23 protein-coding genes are annotated in these 25367 nt (G+C 65.5%); 14 read left to right on the forward strand and 9 right to left on the reverse strand.

Annotated elements, in window-relative coordinates; genetic code table 11:
• Nucleotides 1-6: 6 nt before the first annotated feature.
• The gene (gene scpA, locus JN280_RS17400; RefSeq protein ID WP_202313855.1) at nt 7-2154 is read left to right on the forward strand and encodes a methylmalonyl-CoA mutase; all 2148 of its coding nucleotides are present in this window, start codon (nt 7-9) and stop codon (nt 2152-2154) included.
• Between the two features lie 108 nt (nt 2155-2262).
• Here scpA and JN280_RS17405 read toward each other — a convergent pair whose 3' ends face one another.
• Nucleotides 2263-2418 carry a hypothetical protein gene (locus tag JN280_RS17405; RefSeq protein ID WP_202313856.1) on the reverse strand — a complete coding sequence of 52 codons (156 nt, stop codon included), beginning with the start codon at nt 2416-2418 and terminating at the stop codon, nt 2263-2265.
• A 241-nt stretch (nt 2419-2659) separates the two neighbouring features.
• Here JN280_RS17405 and JN280_RS17410 point away from each other — a divergent pair, with 241 nt between their 5' ends.
• From JN280_RS17410 to JN280_RS17420, 3 genes are all read left to right on the forward strand, one after another.
• Nucleotides 2660-3736: a tartrate dehydrogenase gene (locus tag JN280_RS17410; protein ID WP_202313858.1), complete on the forward strand. Its 1077-nt coding sequence runs from the start codon at nt 2660-2662 to the stop codon at nt 3734-3736.
• Nucleotides 3737-3802: 66 nt separating this feature from the next.
• On the forward strand, nt 3803-4696 hold the full coding sequence (locus JN280_RS17415; protein ID WP_202313860.1) for an NAD-dependent epimerase/dehydratase family protein: 894 nt from the start codon (nt 3803-3805) through the stop codon (nt 4694-4696).
• 169 nt (nt 4697-4865) lie between these two features.
• Entirely contained in the window at nt 4866-5378 is a 513-nt protein-coding gene (locus tag JN280_RS17420; protein WP_202314820.1) for a MarR family transcriptional regulator, read from the forward strand.
• 79 nt (nt 5379-5457) lie between these two features.
• On the opposite strand, the gene JN280_RS17425 is transcribed toward JN280_RS17420, so the two are convergent.
• Nucleotides 5458-6444, reverse strand: a complete 987-nt coding sequence (locus tag JN280_RS17425; RefSeq protein WP_202313862.1) for an AraC family transcriptional regulator — start codon at nt 6442-6444, stop codon at nt 5458-5460.
• A 187-nt stretch (nt 6445-6631) separates the two neighbouring features.
• Between JN280_RS17425 and JN280_RS17430 the strand changes: the two genes are divergently transcribed.
• The 3 genes from JN280_RS17430 (at nt 6632) to JN280_RS17440 (ending at nt 9465) form a co-directional block, all read left to right on the forward strand.
• Nucleotides 6632-7129: a flavin reductase family protein gene (locus tag JN280_RS17430; protein WP_202313864.1), complete on the forward strand. Its 498-nt coding sequence runs from the start codon at nt 6632-6634 to the stop codon at nt 7127-7129.
• Nucleotides 7130-7176: 47 nt separating this feature from the next.
• Entirely contained in the window at nt 7177-7962 is a 786-nt protein-coding gene (locus JN280_RS17435) for an SDR family oxidoreductase (RefSeq protein ID WP_244743373.1), read from the forward strand.
• 267 nt (nt 7963-8229) lie between these two features.
• Nucleotides 8230-9465, forward strand: a complete 1236-nt coding sequence (locus tag JN280_RS17440) for a styrene monooxygenase/indole monooxygenase family protein (RefSeq protein ID WP_202313866.1) — start codon at nt 8230-8232, stop codon at nt 9463-9465.
• Nucleotides 9466-9664: 199 nt separating this feature from the next.
• On the opposite strand, the gene JN280_RS17445 is transcribed toward JN280_RS17440, so the two are convergent.
• Together JN280_RS17445 and JN280_RS17450 are read right to left on the reverse strand one after the other, a co-directional pair.
• Complete coding sequence (locus JN280_RS17445) at nt 9665-11470, reverse strand: acyclic terpene utilization AtuA family protein (protein ID WP_202313868.1); 1806 nt, start codon at nt 11468-11470, stop codon at nt 9665-9667.
• A gap of 2 nt (nt 11471-11472) precedes the next feature.
• On the reverse strand, nt 11473-12255 hold the full coding sequence (locus JN280_RS17450; RefSeq protein WP_202313870.1) for an enoyl-CoA hydratase/isomerase family protein: 783 nt from the start codon (nt 12253-12255) through the stop codon (nt 11473-11475).
• A gap of 223 nt (nt 12256-12478) precedes the next feature.
• On the opposite strand from JN280_RS17450, the gene JN280_RS17455 reads away from it, so the two are divergent.
• From JN280_RS17455 to JN280_RS17485, 7 genes are all read left to right on the forward strand, one after another.
• A complete protein-coding gene (locus tag JN280_RS17455; protein WP_202313872.1) occupies nt 12479-14803 on the forward strand; it encodes a bifunctional salicylyl-CoA 5-hydroxylase/oxidoreductase in 2325 nt (774 codons plus the stop codon).
• On the forward strand, nt 14800-15570 hold the full coding sequence (locus JN280_RS17460; RefSeq protein WP_202313874.1) for an SDR family NAD(P)-dependent oxidoreductase: 771 nt from the start codon (nt 14800-14802) through the stop codon (nt 15568-15570). Before JN280_RS17455 ends, JN280_RS17460 begins: the two co-directional genes overlap by 4 nt.
• A 157-nt stretch (nt 15571-15727) precedes the next feature.
• A complete protein-coding gene (locus JN280_RS17465; protein ID WP_202313876.1) occupies nt 15728-16180 on the forward strand; it encodes a cupin domain-containing protein in 453 nt (150 codons plus the stop codon).
• A 119-nt stretch (nt 16181-16299) separates the two neighbouring features.
• Nucleotides 16300-17142: an enoyl-CoA hydratase family protein gene (locus tag JN280_RS17470; protein ID WP_202313877.1), complete on the forward strand. Its 843-nt coding sequence runs from the start codon at nt 16300-16302 to the stop codon at nt 17140-17142.
• A 3-nt stretch (nt 17143-17145) separates the two neighbouring features.
• Entirely contained in the window at nt 17146-18345 is a 1200-nt protein-coding gene (locus JN280_RS17475) for an acyl-CoA dehydrogenase family protein (protein ID WP_202313878.1), read from the forward strand.
• 89 nt (nt 18346-18434) lie between these two features.
• On the forward strand, nt 18435-19625 hold the full coding sequence (locus tag JN280_RS17480; RefSeq protein ID WP_202314822.1) for an acyl-CoA dehydrogenase: 1191 nt from the start codon (nt 18435-18437) through the stop codon (nt 19623-19625).
• An 11-nt stretch (nt 19626-19636) separates the two neighbouring features.
• Complete coding sequence (locus JN280_RS17485; RefSeq protein ID WP_202313879.1) at nt 19637-20074, forward strand: RidA family protein; 438 nt, start codon at nt 19637-19639, stop codon at nt 20072-20074.
• 154 nt (nt 20075-20228) lie between these two features.
• Here JN280_RS17485 and JN280_RS17490 read toward each other — a convergent pair whose 3' ends face one another.
• The 5 genes from JN280_RS17490 to JN280_RS17510 are packed head-to-tail and all read right to left on the reverse strand — an operon-like array spanning nt 20229 to nt 25346.
• Nucleotides 20229-21023 carry an ATP-binding cassette domain-containing protein gene (locus JN280_RS17490; protein WP_202313880.1) on the reverse strand — a complete coding sequence of 265 codons (795 nt, stop codon included), beginning with the start codon at nt 21021-21023 and terminating at the stop codon, nt 20229-20231.
• Nucleotides 21016-21894, reverse strand: a complete 879-nt coding sequence (locus JN280_RS17495) for an ABC transporter ATP-binding protein (protein WP_202313881.1) — start codon at nt 21892-21894, stop codon at nt 21016-21018. The genes JN280_RS17490 and JN280_RS17495 overlap by 8 nt, the downstream gene beginning before the upstream one ends.
• Nucleotides 21891-22766, reverse strand: a complete 876-nt coding sequence (locus JN280_RS17500; RefSeq protein WP_202313882.1) for an ABC transporter permease — start codon at nt 22764-22766, stop codon at nt 21891-21893. Before JN280_RS17500 ends, JN280_RS17495 begins: the two co-directional genes overlap by 4 nt.
• Entirely contained in the window at nt 22759-23766 is a 1008-nt protein-coding gene (locus JN280_RS17505; RefSeq protein ID WP_202313884.1) for an ABC transporter permease, read from the reverse strand. The genes JN280_RS17500 and JN280_RS17505 overlap by 8 nt, the downstream gene beginning before the upstream one ends.
• Nucleotides 23767-23810: 44 nt before the next feature.
• Nucleotides 23811-25346, reverse strand: coding sequence for an ABC transporter substrate-binding protein (locus JN280_RS17510; protein WP_202313885.1), 1536 nt, complete (start codon nt 25344-25346; stop codon nt 23811-23813).
• Between the last annotated feature and the right edge of the window lie 21 nt (nt 25347-25367).

A 25367-nucleotide genomic window follows, 5' to 3' on the forward strand; every position in this document is an offset into this window, starting at 1 on the left:
GCGACGATGACGACGGCACGCAAGAGCGTCGAAGCATGGCGCGGCCTGGCGGAGCGCGAGATCAACGCCTCGGCCGACACGCTGGTCTGGAAGACGCCCGAGGGCATCGACGTCAAGCCGCTCTACACGGCCGACGACATCGCCGCGATCGACCATCTCGGCGCCTTGCCGGGTTTCGATCCCTTCATCCGGGGGCCGCGGGCGACCATGTATGCCGGCCGGCCCTGGACGATCCGGCAATATGCCGGGTTCTCGACGGCGGAAGCGTCGAACGCCTTCTATCGCAAGGCGCTCGCCGCGGGCCAGCAGGGCGTGTCGGTGGCCTTCGACCTCGCCACGCATCGGGGCTATGACAGCGACCACACGCGCGTGGTCGGCGACGTCGGCAAGGCAGGCGTGGCGATCGATTCCGTGGAGGACATGAAGATCCTGTTCGACGGCATCCCGCTCGACAAGGTCTCGGTCTCGATGACCATGAACGGCGCGGTGATCCCGATCCTGGCCAATTTCATCGTGGCGGGCGAAGAGCAGGGCGTTTCGCGCACGCAGCTTTCCGGAACCATCCAGAACGACATTCTGAAGGAGTTCATGGTCCGCAACACCTATATCTATCCGCCCGAGCCCTCGATGCGGATCATCGCCGATATCATCGAATATACGGCGCGCGAGATGCCGAAGTTCAATTCGATCTCCATCTCCGGCTATCATATGCAGGAAGCCGGGGCGACGCTGGTCCAGGAACTCGCCTTCACGCTCGCCGACGGGCGCGAATATGTCCGGGCCGCGCTGAACAAGGGGCTCGACGTCGATGCCTTCGCCGGCCGGCTCTCCTTCTTCTTCGCGATCGGCATGAACTTCTTCATGGAGGCGGCCAAGCTGCGCGCGGCGCGGCTTCTGTGGACGCGCATCATGAAGGAATTCAACCCGAAGAAGCCGTCCTCGCTGATGCTGCGCACGCATTGCCAGACGTCGGGCGTGTCGCTCCAGGAGCAGGATCCCTACAACAACATCGTGCGCACGGCCTTCGAGGCGATGTCGGCCGCGCTTGGGGGAACGCAGTCGCTGCATACGAACTCCTTCGACGAGGCGATCGCGCTGCCGACGGAATTCTCCGCGCGCATCGCGCGCAACACCCAGCTCATCCTCCAGCACGAGACCGGCGTGACCAAGGTGGTCGATCCGCTGGCCGGCTCCTATTATGTCGAGAGCCTCACGGCGGAACTGGCCGACAAGGCCTGGGCGCTGATCGAGGAGGTTGAACAGCGGGGCGGCATGGCCAAGGCTGTGGACGCCGGCCTGCCCAAGCGGCTCATCGAGGAGGCGGCGACGCGCAAGCAGGCCGCGATCGACAAGGGCGACGAAGTGATCGTCGGCGTCAATAAATACCGGCTCGAGCAGGAGGACCCGATCGACACGCTGGAGATCGACAACAGCGCCGTGCGCCAGGCGCAGGTCGCGCGCCTGGAAAAGATACGTCGGCAGCGCGATCCGAAGTGGGTCGAAGCCGCCTTGGCGTCGCTGGAGGCGGTCGCGCGCAGCGGGCAGGGCAACATCCTGGAGGCGGCCGTCGAGGCGTCACGGGCGCGGGCGTCCGTCGGCGAGATCTCGGACGCGCTGCGCCGCGCCTTCGGCGACCATGCCACCGTGCCTGAGGTCGTCGGCGACATCTATGGCGAGGCCTATGCCGACGAACCGGAATACAAGACGCTGCTGACGCGCCTGGAGCGGATATCGGCGGTGATCGGCGAAACGCCGCGCATCATGGTCGCCAAGCTCGGTCAGGACGGTCACGATCGCGGCGCCAAGGTGGTGGCCTCGGCCTTCGGCGACATAGGCTTCGAGGTGTTGGCCGGGCCTCTGTTCCAGACGCCGGACGAGGCGGCCGAGATGGCCATGTCGGCCAAGGTGCATGTGATCGGCGTCTCCTCTTTGGCCGCCGGCCACAAGACCCTGCTGCCGCAGCTCGTCGAGTCGCTGAAAGGCAAGGGAGCCGAAGACATCATCGTGGTCTGCGGTGGGGTCGTGCCGCGGCGCGACTACGACTTCCTGTCCGACCATGGCGTCGCGGCCGTCTTCGGGCCGGGCACAAACGTGCTCGATGCGGCGAATGCCGTGCTGGACCTCATGGAAGGCAAGCTGCGCAACCAGCCGTGAGGGCACGACGCAAAATCGTGCACTCGAGCCGGAGCCCCGGAACCCTAGAGCTTATCTTTGCGCGTGGCGGCGACACCGCCCGAAGCTGTCCCGTCTGGTCCGACGCCGTCAGAAGCCACGCTGCCACTTCAGATACGGATTGGCACCGGGCGCTTCGACCTCACTCCTGAAGGCCGGTTGCAACTGCGGATCGATATTGGCCTCGCTCGTCGCCTGGCAACCGGCGAGGGCGACGATCAACGACAAGAGTGCCAGTTTCCGCATTTCCAATCTCCGGTGGGACGCCCCGAGCCAAGAATCGGTTGCGGCCAGTTTCCATAGACATCGAGCGCCCAACGCAAAATTGCAAGAAAGCGCTCCTTTGCCGCGGCACCGCCAGCCCGGCCCGAGGACATCGCAGCCGCATTCCAGGCTCAACTGGAAGGGTTGACGAATCCCGCTCGGAATATTCTCGATATCTGTCGATAATCGTCCGTTCGACGGCGCCTTGTAACTGGGAGTGAAAATGGAGGAGTTTCGGATCGCGGCCATTCCGGGCGACGGGATCGGAACGGAGGTGGTGACGGCGGGCATCGAGGTCCTCGAGGCGGTGGCCGGTCGCGACGGCGGTTTCCGGCTGTCCTTCGATCATTTCGACTGGGGCAGCGACTATTATCGTCGTCATGGCGAGATGATGCCGAAGGATGGTCTCGACCGGATCCGGGGCCATGATGCCATCCTGTTCGGCGCGGTCGGCGCGCCCGACGTGCCGGATCACGTCAGCCTGTGGGGGCTCCGGCTGGCGATCTGCCAGTCCTTCGACCAATACGCCAATGTGCGGCCGGTGCGCCTGCTGCCCGGCATCGTCGGCCCGCTGCGCGGGGTCAGCTCGGACGATCTCGACTGGGTGATCGTCCGCGAGAATTCGGAGGGCGAGTATGCCGGGCAGGGCGGCCGCTCTCACCGCGGCCTGCCGGAAGAGGTCGCCACGGAAGTGGCCATCTTCACGCGCGCCGGCGTCACGCGCATCATGCGTTTCGCCTTCGGCCTCGCCCGTTCGCGGCCGCGCAAGCGTCTGACCGTCGTCACCAAGTCGAATGCCCAGCGCCATGGCATGGTCATGTGGGACGAGATTGCGGCCGAGGTCGCGGCCGAGTTTCCGGATGTCGCCTGGGACAAGATGCTGGTCGATGCGATGACGGCGCGCATGACGCTCCATCCGGCCACGCTGGACACGATCGTGGCCACCAATCTGCATGCCGACATCCTGTCCGATCTGGCCGCCGCGCTCGCCGGGTCGCTCGGCATCGCGCCGACGGCCAATCTCGATCCCGAACGCCGCTTTCCCTCGATGTTCGAGCCGATCCACGGGTCGGCCATGGATATCGTCGGCAAGGGTATCGCCAATCCGGTCGCGACCTTCTGGAGCGCCGCCCTGATGCTCGACCATTTCGGCGAGGCTGCGGCCGCCGCGCGCCTGATGCGTGCCGTGGAGCGTGTCACCGCCGATCCGTCCTGTCACCCCCCCGATCTGGGTGGCACCGCGACCACGCGCATGGTGACCGACGCGATGCTTGCGGCGATCTGCGGCGAGAACGTGTAACGTCCGACGAGCAACACATCCGGAGGCCGGCATCGGCGGCCGAAAGAGACAAGCAAGGAGGTGGAAATGGCCAAGCGCATCATGTTCACCGGTGGCAGCGGCAAGGCTGGCCGTCACGTCGTGCAGTATCTGGTCGAACGGGGACACCAGGTCCTCAACCTGGACCTCAAACCCCTGGACAATCCCAAGGTCCGAACCTTGATAACCGACATCACCGATGGCGGGCAGGTGTTCAACGCCTTGTCCAGCAATATGGGACTTCATGAGTTCGACTCATCGCTGCGACCTCAGGTAGCGGATGCCGTGGTGCATTTCGCCGCCATACCGCGCATCATGATCACACCTGATAGCGAGCTGTTCCGCATCAACGCGCTCGGCACCTACAATGTCATCGAGGCTGCGGTGAAGCTCGGCATCCCCAAGATCGTGATCGCGTCGAGCGAGACGACATATGGCTTGGTCTTTGCCAACGAGCCCCGCGATCCCCGCTATTTTCCGCTCGACGAGGAATACGACGTCGACCCTATGGACAGCTACGCGCTCTCCAAGGTCGTCAACGAGCAGACGGCGCGCGCCTTCGCGCTGCGCACCGGCTTCGACATCTATGCGCTGCGCATCGGCAACGTCATCGAGCCCCATGAATATGGCCTGTTTCCGAAGTGGTTCGCCGATCCGGGTTTCCGCAAGCGCATCGCCTGGAGCTACATCGATGCGCGCGACCTCGGCCAGATCACGCATCGAGCGATCGAGAAGGACGGGCTCGGCTTCCAGATATTCAACGCCGCGAATGACGATTGTTCGTCCGACTTGCCGACCCGGGAACTGCTTGAGCGCTTCTATCCCGACGTGCCCGTCAAGCGCGAACTCGGCGAGTTCGAGACGCTGCTCTCGAACCGCAAGGTGAAGGAAATGCTCGGTTTCCGCGAGGAGCACAACTGGCGCAAATATGTAAGTCAATAAGCTCGGGTCGGGAGCGCATATCCTCGGGATTTCTCTTGATGTTCCGGCGGAACCAGCTACTTCAAGCTTGAAGGTTTTTTACGGCTCTGGGGGCCGATGATCTCGATTGCCGCTTCGGCACGAGGCTTCGGGGCAGGGTAGCCAGAATGCGAGGAGACTGGGCTTGAGCATTGATGACGACGGCGCCGACCAGTGGCTCGACGGCGAAACCAAGGTGCTGGAGGCGCCGGGCGACCATGGCGACGAGTTGCGCCTGTGGCTGCGGCTGCTGACCTGCGCGACCCTGGTCGAGACGGAGGTGCGCCGCCGCCTGCGAGAGGAATTCGACTTCACCTTGCCGCGCTTCGACCTGCTCGCCCAGCTCGAGAAGGCGCCGGAAGGCATGGTGCTGGGCGAGGTCTCCAAGCGCATGATGGTGTCGGCCGGCAACATCACCTCGCTGGTCGATCGGCTGGTCCAGAGCGGCCACATCCTGCGCACGACGTCGCCCACCGACCGGCGGGTGCAGGTGATCTCGCTGACGCCCTTCGGCCATGACGAGTTCCGCAAGATGGCGACGCGGCACGGCGACTGGATCGGCAATCTGTTCGCGGGGCTCTCCTCGCGCGACAGCGCGGCGCTGATGAAGGAACTCGCCAAGCTGAAGCGCTCCATCCGGACCGAGCTGGGCCGAGGCGGATAGGCCAGAAGCTACTCCTCGGCCGGCCAATCTCCGGCGGCATGGATGACGCGCAAGACGGTCAAACAAGGTCTGCTCGACTTCACCGTGTCCGGCGCAGCGTCTGTGATGGCGTCTCGCCGTAGCGCAGGCGATAGGCGGCCGCGGCCCGGCCGAGATGGCCGATCCCGGCCATGCATGCGATCTCGGTCACCGAGCCGTGGTTGGCCGGGTCGAGAAGGGCGGCGCGGAAGCGCTCCAGGCGAATGGTCTCGATCATATGGGTGAGCGTGGTGCCTCTCTCGCGCCGTACGCCCTCCTGAAGCGAGCGCAGGCTGACGCCCGATGCCGCGGCGATGTCGGCCACGGCGAAGGAGCGGTCGATATTGTCCTTGATCCACTCTTCGGCGCGCGCCACCGCGGCCGATCCCGCGGGTGGCGCGATCGTGTCGAGGGCGCCGCGCTGCGAATGTGAAAACGAGGTCAGAAGCAGCGCACCCAGGCTTTCGCCGAGCCGTGAAAGATAGTCGCCGAGCACGCCTGTGTCGCTCTCCGCAGCCTCGATCATCAGCCTGACATGGCCGAGCAGCAGCCGCCCGGCCGCGCTGGTCATGTCGATCCCCGTGGCGAATTCTACCTTGCCGACAGGATGGCCGGCGATCTGCTGGCACTGGCGCTGCATGGCCTCACGCTCGACCAGAACGATGAGCTTCTGGCAGCCATCCGACCAGATCATCCTGGTAGGCAGCGTCGGCGACAGCAATGAGGCGAAATGGCCGGGGCTGGCGATCGCCGTGTCGTTGCCGCAGCGGACCGTTGCCGAGCCCGACAGCGGGATCTGGAGCAGGAAGAAGCTGGAAAGCTCGCCGGGGTCGATCTCGACCTCGCAGCCATAACTCACCAGGTTGAGCGAATACCCCCGCTGACGCGACGAGCGATGCACGGCATGGAAGCCAGCGGCATGCCTGTCGTGAGGCGACAGGAAATGCGGGCAGAAGATGCGCCCGATCTCCTGCCTCGCCTCCTCGGGCGAGTATGTGTCGACAAGCGTCTGGCGTTCGAGCGGCAGGATCGATTGAGCGGCGTCCATGCAGGCAACCTTCTCCCAACGGTCGCATTCGGTCTTCAGACTGCGCGATATGGATAGTGGCCGCGCGATCTGGATTGCGGGCGACGGCCGTCCACCTCACTCTCAATGTAATTGAAGTCTAAAAGAAACGCGAGCCTCGCAGCGATTGCCAGGCGACGTGTCCGCCAGGGAACCGATGGAGGAGTGAATGACATCCGACCTCTTTCTTGCTGGTATGCGCAAAGTGGCCGGCGCGGTGAGCGTGATCACCACGCTGGGCAATGACGGCGAGCGCCGTGGGCTGACGGCGACGGCGGTCTGCTCGCTGTCGGCCGAGCCGCCCTCCCTGGTCGCCTGCGTCAACCGCAAGACCTGGGTCGCACAGTTCGTTCCCGATTCCGGCGTTTTCGCCGTCAACGTGCTTTCCCATGCCCAGGAGCCGATCGCGCGCACCTTCGCCGGCCAGACCAGCCTTGCCGCCGAGGACCGGTTCTCTATCGGCGACTGGCGGGCGGGGTCGACCGGAGCACCGATCGTGGGAGGCGCGCTCGTTTCCTTCGAATGCCGGCTCGACAAGGTCGTCGATCACACCACCCATATTATCCTGATCGGACGGGTGGTCGAGACCGTGCCGGGCGACGGGCATTCGCTTGTCTATCTCGACGGCGGTTTTTCTTCGGTTCCGCGGTCGCTTTCTGCCGCCTGAGTGGCGCGGGGTGCCCGCCGATATCATCGATCAAGGAGGATTCAAAAATGAAGGGCCTGGACGGAAAGACCGCGATCATCTCGGGCGGCGCCACGCTCATCGGCGAGAGCTGCGCGGCGGTGCTCGCGGGGTATGGCGTCAATGTCGTGATCGCGGACATCAACGAGGCCGACGGCGCGAGGGTGGCAAGCGGCATCGGCCCCAAGGCGAGCTTCATCCGGACCGACATAACGAGCGACGACGACATCCACGCCCTGGTCGCCTCCACCGTGGAGCGCCACGGCCGGCTCGACTTCCTCGTCAATGTCGCGGCGACCTATCTGGACGACGGCGCGGAAACGTCGCGGGCGGACTGGCTGAAGGCCCTCGACGTCAATGTCGTCGGCTCGGTCGTGCTGATGCAGGCCGCCCGGCCACATCTGGCCAAGAACAAGGGTGCGATCGTCAATTTCTGTTCGATCTCGGCGCGCGTTGCCCAGGTGGGGCGATGGGCCTATCCCGTATCGAAGGCTGCGATCCTGCAACTGACCCGCAACCAGGCGCTCGATCTGGCGCCCGACGGAATCCGGGTCAACGCTGTCTCTCCCGGCTGGACCTGGAGCAACATCATGAAGCAGCTCAGCAACGACAACAGGGAAAAGACCGACGGCGTCGCCGCACCCTTCCATCTGCTGCGCCGCACGGGCGACCCGTCCGAGGTGGCGGAGGCGGTCGCCTTCCTGCTCTCGGATGCCGCGAGCTTCATCACCGGCACCGACATCAGGGTGGACGGCGGCTACACCGCGATCGGTCCCGAGCGGATCGATCCGGCGATCCCGCTGCTGATGGAATAGTCGGCCGCCGCCTTGGCGCGGCATGGCCAGGAAGGGGTTCCAACGGTCTGTGACCGTTGGAGCGCGCGACGCGCGCCGCGCCCGTTGGCGCGAAAGCTACCGCATCGGCCCGAAAATCGCACTCGATTTTCGGAAAGCACGATGCGTCGACTTAAGGTGTCAGAGCGTCCTTTGCGCGTCCGAACGGACGCGCGGCGCTCTAGCCGGCCCGGATGGGCCGCGCCGACGATTGAGGCCACTGTGAGACAACCAACAAGGGGAATGACGATGAGCAGTCGCAAGATAACGATTCTGGGCGGAGGCCAGGCCGGCCTTCAGCTTGCCTGCGGGCTCCTGCAGAAAGGCTATGAGGTCAAGGTCGTTCAGAACCGCACGGCCGAGGACATCCGCACCGGCAAGGTCATGTCGAGCCAGTGCATGTTCGATGCCGCCCTGCAGAACGAGCGCGATGTCGGGCTCGACTTCTGGGGCAAGGAGTGCCCGACAGTCGATTCCATCAACTTCGTGGTCCCGGCGCCCGATAAGCCCGGCCACAAGACCATCGACTGGAACGGTTTGCTGGAGCGGCCGGCGCAGAGCGTCGACCAGCGCACGAAATATCCGGTCTGGATGAAGGAACTCGAGCGGCGCGGCGGCACGCTGGAGATCAAGGAGGCGACGATCGCCGACCTCGAGACCTATGCCGCATCGTCCGACCTCACCATCGTGGCCGCCGGCAAGGGCGACATCGCCAGGATGTTCGAGCGTGACGCGGCCAAGTCTCCCTACGACAAGCCGCAGCGTGCGCTCGCTTTGACCTATGTCCATGGCATGACGCCGCGGCCTGACCATTCAGCCGTGAACTTCAACCTGATCCCCGGCGTGGGCGAGTATTTCGTCTTCCCGGCGCTGACCAACAGCGGCCCTTGCGACATCATGGTGCTGGAAGGCATTCCCGGCGGCCCGATGGACTGCTGGAAGGACGTCGCCACGCCGCAGGAGCATCTGGCGCGGTCGAAATGGATCCTCGACACCTTCCTGCCCTGGGAGGCCGAACGCTGCCAAAAGGTCGAACTGACCGACGCCAACGGCATCCTGGCCGGCGCCTTTCCGCCCACCGTACGCAAGCCGATCGGCCGGCTGCCCTCGGGCAAGGTGGTGCTCGGCCTGGCGGATGCGGTCTGCCTCAACGATCCGATCACGGGGCAGGGTTCCAACAACGCCTCGAAGGCCGCGCGGATCTACATGGATGCCATCGTCGCCCATGGCGACAAGGCCTTCGACGAGGCCTTCATGCAGGCGACCTTCGATCGCTACTGGAACTATGCCCAGTTCGTCGTCGGCTGGACCAACGCCCTGCTGCAGCCGCCGCCGCCCCATGTGCTCAACATCATGGGATCGGCGCAGGCTTTCCCGGTGCTCGCCAGGCGGATCGCCAACGGCTTCGACAATCCGCCCGATCTGTTCCCGTGGTTCGCCGTGCCGGAGGAGGCCGACCGCTACCTGCAGCAGCTGGCGGCGTAGGGTATATTCTCCCCGTGAACGACGGGGAGAGCACCCTTGTTTCCGGCTATCGCCGCCTTTTCCCACAAGTGTTTAGGCACTGCCGTACCCCTTGTATGAGGGAATTGGGCTATTGTTGATGGGTTGGCTCTGCAGGGGTGGCCACCCCTGCAGAGCCAACTCCTCATCCATAGCAGGATTTCCTCATACAAGGGGTCCCTCAGGGCCTGTCGGCCGGCTGATTAGCGATCCCCCGCGCCAAGTCGGCGGGAACGGCGACCGGCATGTCGAGCAGCATCTGGGCGAAACCCTTGCCGAGCGGGTCGTTGCGCAGGCTAGCCATGCCGCCTCCGGCGAGTGCCCGCTCGAGCAGGAAATTGAATCCGCCGACCCCGGGCACCTCAAAACGATGGACGGGGCCGTCGACGAGATGCGCGAAATAGTCCCGCACGCGCTCGGCCGTCAGCTCTCGCCGCAGCACGGCCGTGAAGGCCGGGTCGCGCGGGATCACGCCGATATTGGCGCAGTCGCCCTTGTCGCCGGAACGCGCGAAGGCGAGCCGGACAAGGGGAACCAAAACCGTTTCGCCGTCATAGGGCTCGACGGCCGGAGCTGGGCGCTCGGCGGTCTTCGCCCCGCTCATGGCGATAGCGACCGGGACCTCGAAATGCTCCGTTCCGATTGTCACTTCGGGCGGCGGTAGCCTGTCCTTATCAAGCAGGAAGGAAAACAGCCTGACGATCGGCGTCGGCTTCGGACGTCCGCCCGCGAAGCCCGTGGTTCCCGGCGCGAAGCTCGTCGCCGCCGGCGCGATCTCGCGGGCGAAAATGCCGAGAGCGGTCGGATCGTCATGCTCGACGCCCAGCTTCATCACGACCTCGCGGGCGCCGGCGGCGCGTGAATGCGGGCCATAGACGGCTTCCGCCCCCAGGATCTCGATGTCCGTCCGGCGGTAGTCGGCAAGGTTGCGCTGGCGGAAGATGTCGCGCGTGCGTTCCAGGATGGCTTCCGCCGTCCGCCGTGCCTTGCCGTCGGCATCGATGCCGATGACAGACAAGGCGCCGAAGGCGCGCCATCCGTCGACATGCGTGGCCGAGACCTTGTAGGCGGCGGGCGCAGGCTGCCCCGAAGCTCCCGTGACCCGGACCCGGTCCGGGCCGGCCTGCTCGATCCGCACCTCGGAGAAGTCCGCGGTCACGTCGGGCAGCACATACCGTGTCGGGTCGCCCACCTCGTAGAGCATCTGCTCGGCGATGACGGCAGGCGTCACCAGTCCGCCTGTGCCGTCGGGCTTGGTGACGACGAAGCTGCCGTCCCCGGCACATTCGGCGATCGGATAACCTATATTGGCCCAGTCCGGCACGGTCTCCCAGTCGGTGTGCAAGCCGCCCGTCGCCTGCGCGCCGCATTCGAGGATGTGGCCGACGAGGCTTCCCGAGGCCAGCCTGTCCCATTGGTCGGCGCGCCAGCCGAACTCGTGCATCAAGATACCGAGCGCCAGCGCGCTGTCGGCGACGCGTCCGGTGACGACGATATCGGCGCCCTTGCCGAGGGCCGCCGCAATCGGCGAGGCGCCGAGATAGGCGTTGGCGCTGAGGATCCTTTCGGGAAAAGGCGCGCAGGAGAACATCTCGGTCGTGCCTTCGCTCCGCAGCATATCGGCGAGGCCCGAGACGTCGTCGCCCTCGACGATGGCGATCTCGAGTGTGGAGCCGGCTGCCACCGCGATCTCGCGCAACGCGGCTGCGCAGGCGCGCGGGTTCACGCCGCCGGCATTGGCAACGATGCGGATGCCGCGCGACGTGATGTCGGCGAGCAGCATCTTCACCACGCCGACGAAATCAGTCGCATATCCCTGTGCAGGGTCCTTCTCTCGCGCCCGCACCAGAAGCGACATGGTGACCTCGGCGAGATAGTCGAACGCCAGATAGTCGACCTTGCCGCTGCGGGCGAGTTGCAGCGCGCCGAGGCTGCTGTCGCCCCAGAAACCCGACGCGCCGCCGATGCGGACCAGCTTCCCGGCCATGGTCATCTCCCCGTCCAGACCGGACTGCGTTTTTCGGTGAAGGCAGCGACGCCCTCGGCCGCGTCCTCGGTCAGCGCCGTGACGCCGATCTGCGTCTCGGTGAAGCTCAACGCCTGCTCGAAGCTCATGTCGGCGATCGCAGCCATCGCATATTTGCCGCGCCGGATTGCCGTCGGCGACTTGTCGAAGATCCTGGCGAGCAGCCAATCCGTCTTGGCATCGAGTTCCTGCGCCGGCACGACATGGTTGACGAGACGCATGGCCAACGCAGTTGCTGCATCGACAGGCTCGCCGGTGATGCAGAGCTCCATCAGATCTCGCCGCGCGATGAGCTGTTGCAGCACGGACAGGACCTGCATGGGAAAGACGCCGATCTTGACCTCGGGCAGACCGAAGATGGCATGATCGGCGGCGACCGCCATGTCGCACATAGCAAGCAGGCCCATGCCGCCCGCCATGCAGGCCCCGTTCACACGCGCGATGATGGGCAGGCGGCAGGCATGGGCCGCGCGCAGCAGGTTGGCGAAAGGCTGGCTCGGCTCGGCGAAGCTGCGCCCGAAAGCCTCTGCCCCCCCGGAAAGATCGGCGCCGGCGCAAAATGCCTTGTCGCCGGCGCCGGTGAGCACGATCGCCCTGACGTCGGGATCGGCCGATGATTGCTCGATGCCGGAAGTGATGCCCGACATGACCGCGGCATTGATCGAATTGCGTTTGGCCGCCCGATCGATGGTGATCCAGCCTGCGCGGCCGCGCTTTTCGTGTAGGACCTCTCGGCTCTCCGTCATGTCACACGCCTCCTCCTCGGCCCGGCGGCAAGCTGCCGGGCGTCGAGCGAAGTTACCCGAATCCGTGCCCGTGAGAAGCCGGCTCCACCATGAATGTCAAAGGATTCGAGAGGCAAAAAAACTTTAAGCTTGAAATTTCTCCGGATCGAGTCCACCCTTAGGGCAAGCTCGATGCCGCAGGTCCGGCATCGGCGTCGACATCGGCCAAAACGGGAGAGCGGTCATGCGGATTGTCTGTATCGGAGGCGGCCCGGCGGGGCTTTATTTCGCGCTTCTGATGAAGAGCCGGCATCCCGAGCATCATGTGCGCGTGGTCGAGCGCAACCGGCCGTTCGACACGTTCGGCTGGGGTGTCGTCTTCTCGGATGCCACGATGCAGTCGATGCGCCAGTGGGACCCGAAGACGGCGGTTGCGATCGAGGACGCCTTCAACCACTGGGACGATATCGAACTGGTGTTCAAGGGCCGCAAGATCCGCACCACCGGCCACGGTTTCGTCGGCATCGGCCGCAAGAAGATGCTGAACATCCTGCAGGAACGCTGCATCGAGCTCGGCGTCGAGCTGGTGTTCGAACACGAAGTCCAGAGCGACGAGGAATTCGCCGATGCGGACCTGATCATCGCGGCCGACGGCGTGAATTCCCGGATTCGCGCCAAGTATGCCGACGCTTTCAACCCCGATATGGTGGTGAGGCCGAACCGCTATGTCTGGCTCGGTACCAACAAGCCCTTCGAAGCCTTCACCTTCGACTTCCGCAAGACGGAGCACGGCTGGTTCCAGGCCCATATCTATCGTTTCGACGCCGACACCTCGACCTTCATCGTCGAGACGACGGAAGACGTCTTCAAGGCGCATGGCCTCCACGAGATGGACCAGGACCAGTCGATCGCGTTCTGCGAGAAGCTGTTCGCCGAAACGCTCGACGGCCACAAGCTGATGACCAATGCGCGCCATCTGCGCGGCTCGGCCTGGCTGAATTTCGGCCGGCTGATCTGCGAGAAATGGAGCCATTTCAACGGCCGCAGCCACGTCGTGCTGATGGGGGACAGCGCCCATACCGCCCATTTCGCCATCGGCTCCGGCACCAAGCTTGCGATCGACGACGCCATCGAGCTCACCCGGCAGTTCGATATCGCCGGTCACGACGTGAAGAACATTCCCGATGTGCTCGCCGCCTATGAAGAGGTGCGCCGCGTCGATGTCGCGCGCATCCAGAATGCGGCACGCAATGCCATGGAGTGGTTCGAGGTCGTCGGCACCCGTTATGCCGACACGCTCGAGCCCGAGCAGTTCATGTACTCCATGCTGACGCGCTCGCAGCGTATCAGCCACGAGAACCTGCGCCTGCGCGACAAGGACTGGCTGGAAAGCTACGAGCGCTGGTTCGCCGAGCGGGCCGGCGTGGACCCGGCCTCCAACGGAGCTGTTCCACCGCCGATGTTCACGCCGTTCAAGGTGCGCGAGCTGACGCTGCACAATCGCATCATGGTCTCGCCGATGGCGATGTATTCGGCCGTCGACGGCATGCCGAACGATTTCCATCTCGTCCATCTCGGCGCGCGCGCCATGGGTGGCGCGGCGCTGATCTTCCCCGAGATGACCTGCGTGTCGCCCGACGCGCGCATCACGCCGGGCTGCCTTGGCCTCTGGAACGACGAGCAGGCCGAGGCCTGGAAACGCGTCGTCCACTTCGTTCACCAGGAGACGCCTGCCAAGATCGGCATCCAGATCGGGCATGCCGGGCGCAAGGGCGCGACCAAGGTCGCCTGGGAAGGCATCGACCAGCCCGTCACCGAGGGAGGCTGGCCTCTGCTCTCGGCTTCGGCCATCCCCTACCTTCAGCATTCGGACGTGCCGAAGGCGATGACGCGGGAAGACATGGACCGCGTGGTTGCCGACTTCGTCGCCGCTGCAAAGCGGGCGGCCGAGATCGGTTTCGACATCCTCGAGCTCCACGCCGCGCATGGCTACCTGCTGTCGAGTTTCCTGTCGCCGCTCACCAATCTGCGCGACGACGAATATGGCGGCGACCATGAGGCGCGGGCGCGCTTCCCGCTGGAAGTGTTCCACGCCGTCCGTGCCGTCTGGCCGGCGGAAAAGCCGATCTCGGTGCGCCTTTCGACCAACGACTGGTTCGAGGGCGGCAACACGCCGGAGGACGCTGCGATCTTCGCCAGGATGTTCAAGGAAGCCGGCGCCGACCTGATCGACTGCTCGTCGGGCCAGGTGGTGAAGGAGGAGAAGCCGGTCTACGGCCGCTTGTTCCAGACCCCGTTCTCCGACAAGATCCGCAACGAGATCCAGGTGCCGACCATCGCCGTCGGCGCGATCTCCGAGGCCGACCACGCCAACTCGATCATCGCGGCGGGCCGGGCGGATCTTTGCGCGGTGGCGCGTCCGCACCTGGCCGACCCGTCCTTCGTCATGCATGAGGCCGCCAAGATCGGCTTTGCCGGCCAGTCCTGGCCCAAGCAATACCGTTCGGCGCGGGCGCAGTATGAAAACAACCTGATCAGGGCAGCCGAAGCGGCCAAGGCGGCGCGATGAGACATGCCTTCTTAACCGGAGCCGGCAGCGGCATCGGACGGGCGATCGCGCTGGCGCTCGCCGCCGACGGCATGCGCGTGACGCTCGCCGGCCGTAGGGCCGGGCCGCTCGAGGCGGTCGCAGGCGAGATCGCCGCGGCCGGCGGCGACAGCCTCGTCATCGGCGGGTTCGACGTCACCGATCCGAAAGCCGTCGAAGCGGGTGTGTCGAAGGCGCTGGCATGGGGCGGTGACGTCGGTGTGCTCGTCAATTGCGCGGGCGAGGCGCCGTCCGCGCCCTTCGAGAAGACCGGTCTCGACCTTTGGAACCGCGTCATCGGCATCAATCTCACCGGCATGTTCCTGGTGACACAGGCGCTGCTGCCTTCGATCCGCCGGGCGGGAAGCGGCCGCGTCGTCAACGTCGCGAGCACGGCCGGCCTCACGGGCTATGCCTATGTGTCGGCCTATTGCGCCTCGAAGCACGGCGTGGTCGGGCTGACCCGGGCGCTGGCGCTGGAACTCGCGCGGACCGACGTGACCGTCAATGCGGTCTGCCCCGGCTTCACCGATACGCCTTTACTCGACGGCGCCGTCGATACGATCACCGACAAGACCGGCCGCAGCCGCGACGAGGCGCGGGCCAGCTTGGCGCGTGCCAATCCACAGGGCCGGCTGGTGACGCCTGATGAGGTCGCGAGCACGGTCATGTGGCTGGTCGCGGAGGGGTCGACGGCGATCACCGGCCAGGCCATTCCGGTCGCCGGAGGCGAGGTCATGGGAGGCTAGGCTTGCAGGCTTCGGAACGCCCCTCATCCGCCTGCCGGCACGTCTCCCGAAGGAGGGGAGAAGGACGAAGCGGCAACGGTGGCGGTCCCCTCTCTCCGTCATGGGTAGAGGGCAAGGGTGAGGGGCAACTGCAACTTCGACAGGGAGGAATGAAAGCATGACGATTGCATTGGAAAAGGGCATCACACGCAGCGGCACGGGCCTGAGCGGCAAGAGCTGGAACATACTGGGGCAGGTCTATTTCCCGAAGGCGCTGTGCGAGGCGACCTTCGCCTTCGAGACCAACAGCGCGCCCGGGCAGTTCGTGCCTGTGCACATCCATCCCACCCAGGACGAGTTCATCCTGGTTCAGGAAGGAGAACTGGACCTCAAGCTCGACGGCCAGTGGGTCAAGGCGCAGGCAGGCGATCTCGTGCGCATGCCGCGCGGCATCCCGCACGGTTATTTCAACAAGTCGGACAAGCCGACGCGGGCGCTGTTCTGGGTCTCGCCCACGCGCATGCTCGATCAGCTTTTCGAGAAGCTCCACAACCTCGGCGACCCGGAAGAAGTCGTGAAGATCTCGGCACAGCACGAGGTGGAGTTCCTGCCGCCTTCGGCGAACGACTGAGGCGCTCTCCGGCCCAGGCGTATGGACCGGATGGCCACTAACGCAACCGCGCCCACCAGGGCCATCGCCGGACGCCCAGACAATGGCGCCCGGCCACCAGAACACGGGGGTGACACCGGATGACCAATGCGATGCAGGACAAGAAGCGTCCCTTCAAGGGCCACAAGGCCAGGCATTTCCTGTTCGAGACGGACGAGGACGGACGCGTCGCGACGATCACCCTCAACCGTCCGGAAAAGAAGAACCCGCTGACCTTCGAGAGCTACGAGGAACTCGGAGATCTGTTCCGGTCGCTGGCCAGGGCCAGCGACGTGCGAGCCGTTGTGCTCGCCGGCGCCGGTGGCAATTTTTGCTCCGGCGGCGACGTGTTCGAAATCATCGAACCGTTGACCAAGATGGCGATGCCCGACCTGCTCGCCTTCACCCGTATGACCGGCGACCTGGTGCGGCAGATCCGCGCCTGCCCGCAGCCGGTCATCGCGGCGGTGGACGGCATCTGCGCCGGCGCCGGCGCGATCCTGGCCATGGCCGCCGACCACCGCCTCGCCACGCCCGATACCAAGACGGCCTTCCTGTTCACCCGCGTCGGGCTCGCCGGCGCCGACATGGGGGCCTGCGGCATCCTTCCGCGCATCATCGGCCAGGGCAGGGCGGCCGAGCTGCTGTTCACCGGACGGGTGATGACGGCCACTGAAGGCCATGCCTGGGGCTTCTACAATGCGCTGCATGACGGCGCCGCGCTGCACGACGAGGCGCACCGCTTCGCCCGCATGATCGCGGACGGACCGTGGTTCGCTCACACCATGACCAAGAAGATGCTCGACCAGGAATGGTCGATGGGCATCGAGGAACTGATCGAATCGGAAGCCCAGGCCCAGGCCATCTGCATGGCGACGGGTGATTTCCGTCGGGCGTTCGAGGCTTTCGCCGCCAAGTCGAAGCCCGATTTTCAGGGGGACTGATCCATGGGTGCGCATCATCCCATCGCTATCGGCTGCCCGACTCGGGACCATCTCGAATGGCCCTTCTTCGATGCGGCGCATCGCTCGCTCGCGACCGAGCTCGACCGCTTCATCGCGGGGGGCGGACTTGGCACGATCGACCATGCCGACGCCGATGCCGCCTGCAAGAAACTGGTCGCCGCACTCGGCGCGGCGGGCATCCTGCGTAACTGCGTGCCCAAGGCGTTCGGCGGGGTCTCGGACGAGATCGACAGCCGCTCGCTTTGCCTTGTGCGCGAAACGCTTGCCTATGCAGATGGCCTCGCCGACTTCGCTTTCGCCATGCAGGGGCTCGGCACCGGCGCCATCAGCCTTTCCGGGTCCGACGAGATCAGGCAGCGCATTCTGCCCGCCATCGCGCGGGGCGAACTGATCTCGGCCTTCGCGCTGTCGGAGCCAAATGCGGGGTCCGACGTCGCCGCCATGAGCATGACGGCGCGGCGAGAGGGCGACAGCTTCGTCCTCGACGGCGAGAAGATCTGGATCTCCAACGGCGGCATCGCCGACGTCTATACGGTGTTTGCCCGCACCGGCGAGGCGCCGGGCACGCGCGGCATTTCGGCCTTCGTCGTCTTCGCCGACACGCCGGGATTCTCGGTCGCCGAGCGCATTGAGACCATCGCGCCGCATCCGCTTGCCCGCATTCGCTTCGAGAACTGCCGCATCCCCGCGGCCCAGATGCTCGGCGCGCCGGGCGAGGGCTTCAAGATCGCGATGCGCACGCTCGACATTTTCCGCCCGTCGGTGGCGGCGGCGGCGATCGGTTTCGCGCGTCGCGCACTCGATGAGGCGCTCGCCCATGCACGCAGCCGCGCCATGTTCGGCGCCACGCTCGCCGACCTGCCGACAGCCCAGAGCACGCTCGGCGACATGGCGACGGCGATCGATGCGGCCGCGCTGCTCACCTGCCGGACCGCCTGGCGGCGCGACGTGCAGAAGCTGCCGATCACGCGGGAGGCCGCGATGGCCAAGATGACGGCGACCGAAAATGCGCAATGGGTGATCGACCAGGCGCTCCAGCTCTTCGGCGGCCGCGGCGTGCGCGTCGGCGAGATCACCGAGCGCCTCTATCGCGAGATCCGCGCGCTGCGGATCTATGAAGGCGCGACGGAGGTCCAGAAGCTGATCATCGGCCGCGAATTGCTGAAAAGCGTGCCGAAGTAGCCAAGCGGCCCGGAGGAGTCGCGCCGGCGATTGAGGTCGCGTGGATGCGTTGGCATCCACGCTCGTTAGGATAAGGAACGACCATGAACATGCATGCTTCCAACAAAAGCGCCTTCGACTGGGCCGATCCGTTCGGGCTCGACGCCCAGCTCAGCGACGAAGAGCGTATGGTGCGCCAGACGGCCCGTGCCTACGCCCAGGACAGGCTGGCGCCGCGCGTGCAGGAGGCCTTCCGCCACGAGAAGACGGATCCCTCGATCTTCGCGGAGATGGGCGAACTCGGCCTGCTCGGGCCGACGGTTTCGGAAGATTACGGCGGCGCCGGGCTGAACTATGTCTCCTATGGGCTGATCGCCCGCGAGATCGAACGCATCGACAGCGGTTATCGCTCGATGATGAGCGTGCAGTCGTCGCTGGTCATCGTGCCGATCTACACCTTCGGCAGCGAGGAGCAGAAGCGCAAATACCTGCCCGGCCTGATCGCCGGAACCAAGATCGGCTGCTTCGGCCTGACCGAGCCGGACCACGGCTCGGATCCCGGCTCGATGGCGACCCGCGCCCGCAAGGTGGACGGCGGTTATCTGCTCAACGGGTCCAAGACCTGGATCTCCAATGCGCCGATCGCCGACGTTTTCGTCGTCTGGGCCAAGACGGAGGATGGGCTGATCCGCGGCTTCATCCTGGAAAAGGGCTGGAAAGGCCTGTCGGCACCGGCCATCCACGGCAAGGTGGGCCTGCGGGCCTCGATCACCGGCCAGATCGTCATGGACGACGTCTTCGTGCCCGGGGAGAACATGCTTCCCGGCGTGACCGGGCTGAAGGGGCCCTTCACCTGCCTCAACTCGGCGCGTTTCGGCATCGCCTGGGGCGCGCTCGGCGCAGCGGAATCCTGCTACGAGACGGCCCGGCAATATGTCATCGACCGCAAGCAGTTCGGCCGTCCGCTCGCTGCCAACCAGCTGATCCAGAAAAAGCTCGCCGACATGGCGACCGAGATCGCGCTCGGCCTGCAAGGCTGCCTGCGGCTTGGCCGCCTGAAGGACGAAGGCGCGCCGCCGGTCGAGCTGACCTCGATCCTCAAGCGGAACTCCTGCGGCAAGGCGCTCGATATCGCCCGCACCGCGCGCGACATGCTGGGCGGCAACGGCATTTCCGACGAGTTCCCCGTCGCCCGCCATCTGGTGAACCTTGAAGTGGTCAACACCTATGAGGGAACCCACGACATCCACGCTTTGATCCTCGGCCGCGCCATCACCGGCATCGCCGCCTTCTCGAACTGAACGGGACGATCATGACTGTCACGAAGCTCTCCGAACATGTCTCCGGCGGCACGCCGCACCGTGTGCTCCAGCCGGCCGACTGGGCAAGGCCCGTCGGCTATTCAAACGGCATGGAGGCGCGCGGCCGTACCGTCTTCGTCGGCGGCCAGATCGGCTGGACCGGACAATGCAAGTTCGAGGCGCACGACCTGCCGGGCCAGGTGCGCCAGACGCTGGAGAACATCGTGGCCATCCTGCGCGAAGCCGGCGCGGGCCCCGAACACATCACGACGATGACCTGGTACGTGCTCGACCGGAAGAAATACTCCGCCTCGCTCAAGGAGATCGGCGCCGCCTACAAGGCCACGATCGGACGCCACTTCCCGGCCATGGCCGTCGTCGAGGTTTCCGGGCTGGTCGAGGACGAAGCGCTGGTCGAGATCCAGGCCACGGCCGTCGTGCCGGATTGAGGGGCTACTTTCCCTCCCCCTTGAGGGGAGGGTGGCGGCGAAGCCGTCGGGTGGGGTTCTCTCCGCTGGACTCGACGCAGTCGCGCGCTGCCGCACGGACCCCCTCTGGCTGCTTTGCAGCCATCTCCCCCTCAAGGGGGAGAAAAGTGCGTGCTCAACGCTCCAACCAGCCCGGCATGGGTTCCGGCAGCGGGATCGCGTTGAGCAATGCCTTCGTATAGTCCGAGCGCGGCACCGCGAAGACGCTGGCGCAGGGCCCTTCTTCGGCGACCTTGCCGCCTTCCAGCACCATGACGCGATCGCAGACGGCGCGGATGACGGACAGGTCGTGGCTGATGAAGGCGACGGCGAGGCCCATTTCGCGACTGAGCTCGCCGATCAGCGCAAGAACCTGCGCCTGCGTCGAGACGTCGAGCCCCGAGACCACCTCGTCAGCGAGCACGAAATCGGGCCGCATCACCACGGCACGGGCGATGCCGACGTGTTGACGCTGGCCGCCCGACAGTTCGTGCGGGTTCCTGTCCAGGCTGGCGAGCGGCAGGCCGACGCGCTCGACCACCTGCGCCGCCTTCTTTTCGGCATCGCGCCTGTCCGTGGCGAGGCCATGAAGGAACAGCGGGCCGGTCAGGATGCGACGGATCGTGTGGCGCGGGTTGAGCGACGACATCGGATCCTGGAAGATCATCTGCATGCGCCGCCGCAGCGGGCGCATGGCTGCCTCGCTGATATGCGTGATGTCCCCGCCGTCGAACACGATCCTGCCCGCCGTCACGTCGACCAGGCGCAAAAGGGCACGGCCGAGCGTCGTCTTGCCTGATCCGGACTCGCCGACGATGCCAACCGTCTCGCCCTTGGCGATTGTCAGGTCGACACCATGCAGGACCTTGATGTTGCGGGCCGTCCCGTAGGCAACCTCGATGCCGGAGGCGGCAAGAAGCTTGTCAGACATGGCGGGGGCCCCTGCGATCGAACGCTGCCAGCTCCGCGCGCAGGCCCTCAAATACGCTCTCCGGCACCGGTGCGAGCGCACGGTCGGGCCGGTCGTAACGCGGTCCGGCGGCGAGCAGCGCCTGCATATAGGGGTGCTGCGGGCGCGCCATGATCTCGGCCGTCGCGCCCGCCTCCACGACCATGCCGCCATAGAGCAGGGTGACGCGGTCGCATATCTGCGCGACCACGCCGAGGTCGTGGGTAACGAAGATGACGCTGGTGCCGTGCTTGGCCTGCATGGCGCGGATCAGACGCAGGATCTGCTTCTGCACGGTCACGTCGAGCGCGGTCGTCGGCTCGTCGGCGACGACGAGCTTCGGATCCATGGCGAAGGCGGCGGCGATCAGCACGCGCTGGCGCATGCCGCCCGACAGCTCGTGCGGAAAGCTGCGCATGACCCGTTCCGGTTCCCGGATGCGCACCTCCTCGAGCAGCGCCAGTCCGCGTTCGCGCGCCGCCGTGGCCGACATGCCGCGCTTCAGCCGCAGCCCGTGCGTGAGTTGGCTCTCGATGCGCCGACCCGGATTGAGCGCCGTCATCGGATCCTGCGGGATGAGCGTTATCTCCGAGCCCGTGATCTGGCGAAGATCGTTCGGCGAGAGGCGAAGAAGGTCCCGCCCCGTGAAAAGGGCGGAGCCTCCCGTGATGCGCACCGCGCGCGGCAGCATGCCGAGCACCGCCTTGGCGATGGTCGATTTTCCGGCGCCGCTTTCGCCGACGAGGCCGAGCACCTCTCCGGCCGCGAGGTCCAGCGAGACCCCGCGCAGAATCGGCGCGCCGCCGTCACGGTCGCTGACGGCCGAGAGATCGCGGATGGACAGAACGCTCATCGCCGCATCACCGGGTCGAGGGCACGGCGCAGCCCGTCGCCGAACTGGTTGAAGGCCAGCACGGTGGCGAAGAGCATGAGCAGGGGGAAGGCGAGCACCCACCAGCCGTGATGAACGATCTGCCGGCCCTGCGCGATCATGCCGCCCCAGGTCGGCGTGTCCGACGAGACCGAGAGGCCGACGAAGGACAGGATCGCCTCCACGATCACGGCGATGCCCATTTCCAGACTGACCAGCGCCACGAGAACAGGCGCGACATTGGGCAGGATTTCGCGCAGCAATATGGTGAGCCTGGGGAAGCCGATCGTGCGCGCGGCCGTTACATAGTCCATGCTCGCCTGCGCCATGGTTTCGGCGCGCACGACGCGGCAAAAGCGCGTCCAGTCGATGATGACGATCGCCGCGATCACGGAATGGACGCCCGACCCCAGTATGGCGACGAGCAGGATCGACAGCAGCACCGGCGGGAACGCCATCCATATGTCGACGAGCCGCGACACGATGGTGTCCACCCAGCCGCCGTACCAGCCGGCGGCGAGGCCGAACGCCGTTCCGAGAATGGCGGCGAGGCTTGCCGCGACGAAGGCAACGGTCAGCGCGATGCGGCTGCCGTAGATCACGCGGGAGAGTACGTCCCGGCCGAGATCGTCGGTCCCGAGATAATAGCCCGGCTCGGCTCCGGCGAAGCCGGCGGGCGGCAGCGTGCCCAGCATCAGATCCTGCTCGAGCGGATCCTTCGGCGCAATCCAGGGCGCGAAGAGCGCCAGAACGATGAGAAGCAGTATGAAGCCGCCGCCGAGCAGCACCTTCGGCTCCAAGAGGAGGTTTCGCATCCGCCACCGGCGCGGCGCTGTCAGGGTGATCTCAGCCATGGCGCAGCCGCGGATTGAGCGCGACCACGGCGAGGTCGACCAGGATGTTGATGAGGATGAACATCAGTCCGAACACCAGCACCAAACCCTGGATCAGCGGCAGGTCGCGGTTGATGACGGCATCGATGGCCATGTTGCCGACACCGGGATAGGAGAAGATGCGCTCGACGATCACGGTTCCGCCGATCAGGAAGGTGAACTGCACGCCGGTCAGCGCGAGCGTCGGGCCGACGGCGTTGCGCATCGCCTCCTGCAGGATCAGCCGCAACTCGGACATGCCCTTCAAACGGGCGAGGGCGACATAGTCCTGGACCATCGCTTCGGACAATGCGTCCTTGAGCACGCGCGTGATGACGGCAGCGAGCGGCAGGGCAAGCGCGAGCGTGGGCATCACCATGTGGGAAGCCACTTCGAGAGCCTTGTCGAAACGCAAGGTAACGATGCTTTCGAGGAGATAGAAGCGGGTGGCGAAGTCCGAGGCCGATTGCGGATCGACGCGGCCCGAAAGCGGGAAGAGCGGGTAGAAGACGCCGAAGACGAGGACGAGTGCGAGCGCCCAGACGAAATCCGGAACCGCCAGGAACAGGCCGTTGACCGTGTCGACAACGGTTTCACCGGCGCTCCGGCGAAAGCGCGTGCCGATGACGGCGACGCTGCCGCCCAGAAGGACCGCCACGAGCAGCGCAGCCGTCGCCAGTTCAAGCGTCGCCGGCAGCCGCTCGGCGAGGAGGCCGAGCACGTCGCGACGCAACGAGATCGAGGTGCCGAAGTCGCCCGACAATATGCCCTTCAGCCACAGCACGAACTGCATGCCGATGCTTTCGTCGAGGCCGTAGCGGGCGCGCATGGCGGCGATATCGGCCGGACTGGCGCCCGGCGCGATCATCATGGCGATCGGGTCGCCCGGCACCACGCGCAGCAGCACGAAGACGATCAGCCCGACGCCGAACAGCGTCACGGCCGCCATGGCAACCCGTCTAGACAATCTGGCAATGGCCATCGAAAATTCTGACCTTCGTGTCGGCCACTACCTTACGGCAGGGGTTACGCCCTGCCGATGAGCACCGGCTGCATCGATCCTGCCACGCTCGGTGTGACCTTCAGGTCGGATTTGTAGACGATCGGCTGCACATATTGCAGCAGCGGAATCACATAGCCGTTCTCGGCGATGTATTTCGACACCGCCTTCCAGCCCGCGATACGCTTTTCCTCATCCTTCTCGCCCCAGAGCGGCCCGATCATGCCGTCGAGATCGTCCGTGTTCCACACCGAATGCGGAGACGGGCCGAACATGGCGAAGCCGGTCGACGTGGTCGGGTCGCCGATCGAATTGCCCCAGTTGTAGAAGGCCGCGGGAGCGAGCTGGTCGGCGGCGCGCAACTCGTAATGCTTGGCGATCTCGTAGACCTCGATCTCGGCCTCGATGCCGACCTTGCGCCACATCCCGACGATCGCCTGGATCATCTCGTAGTCCTTGGGCTTCAGGCCGCGCGTCGTCTGGATGGCGAACTTCACCGGCTTGTCGGTCGAATAGCCGCTCGCCGCCAGAAGCTCCTTGGCCTTTTCCGGATCGTAGCCCACCACGATGGAAGCGTCGTAGGCGGCATATTCGGGCGCCTCCAGCGTATCGATCGGCACGCCGTAGCCGCGCAGCAGACGGTCGACGATCGCCTTCTTGTCGATGGCGTGATGGGCGGCGAGCCGCACATTCTTGTCCAGCATCACATCGACATTGTTGATGAATATCATGCCGATGTCGGTGATCGGGGTGGCGACGCCGGCGAGGCCGGATGCCGATTTCAACCGATCGAACTCCTCATAGGGGATGTCGAGCGTGATGTCGGACGAGCCGCTCTCGATCTCGGCGACGCGGCTGGTCGCATCGGGGATGAACTTGAAGACGACCGTTTCGAAGGGCGGCTTGCCGCCGAAATAGTTCGGATTGGCCTTCAGGCGCAGGAACGCGTTGCCCTCGTAGGCGTCGAACATGTAGGGGCCGGTGCCGATCGGTTTCTTCTCGAAGCCCTCCGCGCCAACCTTCTCGTAATAGGCCTTCGGCAGCACATAGCCGGTGAGGAAAGCCATCCATTTGAAATAGGTCGGCTCGAAACGGATCACGTCGCCGGTGATCTTGTTGCCCTCGATCTGGTAGTTGCCTGCGGTCGACCAGATGAACTGGATCGGATTGCCGGTCTCCTGCTTGGCCGCGCGATCCAGCGACCAGACCACGTCTTCCGCGGTGAAGGGTGAGCCGTCGTGCCAGGTGACGCCTTCGCGCACCGTCATCCAGACCTTGGTCTTGTCCTCGTTCCAGCCCCACTCGGAAAGCAGGCCCGGCTTGAACGAAAGGTCGGGCGCCTGGCCGATGAACTGGTCGAAGACCGACTGGTAGATCGCCTGGATCGTCGGATTGACCGCCGAGGGGCCGACCGTCGGATCGAAGGAGGGAAGGTTCACGTTGAAGGCTATGGTGAGCGTATCGCCGACCGCGGCCGAAGCCACGCCCCGTCCGGCCAGAATGCCCGCCAGAAATGTCCCCGCACCGAGGGCCAGAGCCTCGCGCCTGTTGAGCGTCGTCATATCGATCTCCATGGTTCCCCT

The sequence above is a fragment of the Mesorhizobium sp. L-8-10 genome (assembly GCF_016756635.1).
In the GTDB taxonomy this organism is placed as follows: Bacteria; Pseudomonadota; Alphaproteobacteria; order Rhizobiales; family Rhizobiaceae.